Here is a 2,849-nt window from a genome sequence, read left to right as displayed (position 1 = left end):
GGCACCCCAAGCACCTGGGCATAAATCCCGGCCAGAATCTCCTCGCTCGGAGTGGCCGGGGCCCGATACCGTTCGGTGCCGTATTCGGGGGCGGGCAGCGCGCGAGTATCGAGCTTGCCATTGACGGTGCGGGGTAGCGCGTCAAGGACGACGATGGCGGCGGGGACCATGTAGGCCGGTAGGCGTTGGGCCAGGGCGGTGCGGATGCGGGCGGGATCGGCGGTGCCGGTGATGTAGCCGACCAGGCGTGTGGTGGTCGAGGGGTCGTCGCGGGCGATCACCGCGGCCTGCTGCACCCCGTCGAGTTCGGTGAGGGCGGTGTGGATTTCGCCCAGCTCGATGCGATACCCGCGGATCTTGACCTGCTCATCGGCACGACCGACATAGTCCAGCTGCCCATCAGCGCGCCAGCGCACCAAATCCCCGGTGCGATACATCCGCTCCCCGGGCCCACCAAACGGACACGCCACAAACCGCGACCCGGTCAACCCCGAACGGCCCAGATAGCCGACGCCCACCCCGGTGCCGGCCACATACAACTCACCGACCACCCCGGCCGGCACCGGGTGGAGCCACTCGTCGAGCACAAACAGCGCCGCCGTGCACACCGGCGCACCGATCGGCACCGCATCGGCCCCGACCGATAGCGGCGCGCTCATCGACACATACACCGTGGCCTCGGTGGGCCCGTAGGCGTTGATCACCACCCGCCCCGGAGCCCAACGCTCCACCACCTCGAGCGGGCAGGCCTCACCGCCGAGCAGCAACGCCACCGACTCCAACCCCTGCGGTGAGAGCGCGGCCACCGCTGAGGGGGTCTGGGTCAACACAGTGACCCCTTCCCGAACCAGCAAGGCGTGCAAATCCTCCGGCGAGCCGACGATGTCCTCGGGCACCACCACCAGTCGTCCCCCGCCCAGTAGCGCCGCCCAGATCTCCCACACCGAAAAATCGAACGCATACGAATGACACTGCGTCCACACCTGACCCACCGGCAGACCAGCCGGCGACGACGCCGCCAAATGAGCCAGGTTCTGATGCGTCACCGCAACACCTTTGGGCACCCCCGTGGTACCCGAGGTGTAAATCACATACGCGATGTCCCCGGGATCCGGCGGCGGTGGTGCGGTGCTGGGCTGAGCCGCGATGCGCTCGTCATCAATATCGACAACCATCACGTCATGCCCGTCCAGCCGCCCGGCCAACCCAGATGTGGTGATCGCGGCGATCGGCGCGGCATCGGTGAGCATGAACCCGATCCGCGCCTCCGGCAGCGCGGGGTCGATCGGCACATACGCCGCCCCCGACTTAAGCACCGCCAACATCGCCACAACCGCCTCGACCGAGCGCGGCAACACCAACGCCACACACCCACCACGGCCCACACCACACCCGATCAGCAACTGCGCCAACCGGTTTGCCGCCTCATCGAGTTCTCGATAGGTCAGGGTGCGGCCCTCGAAGCTCACCGCCACCGATTCGGGTGCGCGCACGACTTGCGCGCCGAACAATGTTGGGATCGATGCCGGCGCGGATGCGGGCTGGGTCAGCGTCCTTCGGTTACCGATCTCGTCGAGCCGGGCGCGCTCGGCAGCATCGAGCACATCCACCGACGACAACCGACGGGTGGGTTCGGCGGTCAATGACTCCACGACCCGCTGCAAGCGTCCGATCAGGGTCTGGATGGTGGGGGTGTCGAACACGTCGGTGCGAAATTCCACCGACCCCGCGATCCCGGCGGGGTCACCATCGTCGGTCCAGCGTTCCGCCAACGACAACGACAGATCGGTTCGGGCGGTGTGGGTATCCACCGGCAACTCGGAGACCTGTAAATCGCCCAACGCGAACCCGGCGGCGGGCTCGCTGAGGTGTCCGGGCAGGTTCTGCCAGGCCAGCATCACCTGCACCAGCGGATGATGAGCCAGGCTTCGGATCGGGTTGAGCCGCTCCACAAGCACCTCAAACGGCACGTCCTGATGCTCATAAGCGGCCAGGCTCCGCCGGCGCACCTGGGCGAGCAACTCCGCCACACTGGGATCACCGGCCAGATCCACACGTAACACCAAGGTGTTGACGAAGAATCCGATCAGCCCGTCGAGCGCCGGGTCACGCCGCCCGGCGATCGGGAAGCCCACGGCCACATCGTTACTGGCGCTGAGCTTGCCCAACAACACCGCCAGCGCCGCCTGCACGACCATAAAACTGGTCGCATTGTGCTCGCTGGCGAGTTCGCGCACTCGCTGCTGCAGCTGCGCGGGCCACTCCACCTCAACGCGGGCGCCGCGCTGATCGGCGATCCGCGGGTAGGGCCGATCGGTGGGCAAGGCCAGCCGCTCGGGCATCCCGGCCAGGGCGTCTTCCCAATACGCGAGCTGCTCGCCGATGCGGCTATCCCGGTCCTCGAGATCACCGAATTGGGCCCGCTGCCACAGCGTGTAGTCGACATACTGCACCGGCAACGGCACCCAGTCGGGGGCTTGACCCGCACAGCGACTGGCATACGCCATCCCGAGATCGGTCACCAGTGGGGTGATCGACCAGCCATCGGCCGCGATATGGTGCACCACCGCCACCAACACATGCTCATCCGCGCCGACCCGGAAAAGCCGTGCCCGCAACGGAATCTCGCCCGCCAAATCAAAACTGTGACCCGCCACCTCCCCGACGGCCTCACTCAACCGAGCCGCCGGCCAACCCGTGGCATCAACGACCTGCCATCCGAAGTCGGCCCCCTCGGCGGGCATCACCACCTGCCGCGGCACCCCATCGGAGGCCACGAACAGCGTGCGCAGGCTCTCATGGCGACCCACCACATCGGCCAACGCCGCCCCCAACGCGTCGGCGTCCAA

General features: G+C 67.4%; 1 protein-coding gene. It reads right to left on the bottom strand.

Annotated elements, in window-relative coordinates:
- Window positions 1–2,849 (bottom strand): amino acid adenylation domain-containing protein (locus tag A5736_RS19405; protein WP_139333439.1); only part of this gene is annotated, 2,849 nt, incomplete at both ends.

Source organism: Mycobacterium sp. SP-6446, from assembly GCF_001954045.1.
Lineage (GTDB): Bacteria > Actinomycetota > Actinomycetes > Mycobacteriales > Mycobacteriaceae > Mycobacterium.
Note: the sequence above shows the minus strand (reverse complement) of the source record. Positions and strands in the feature narration are given on the sequence as shown.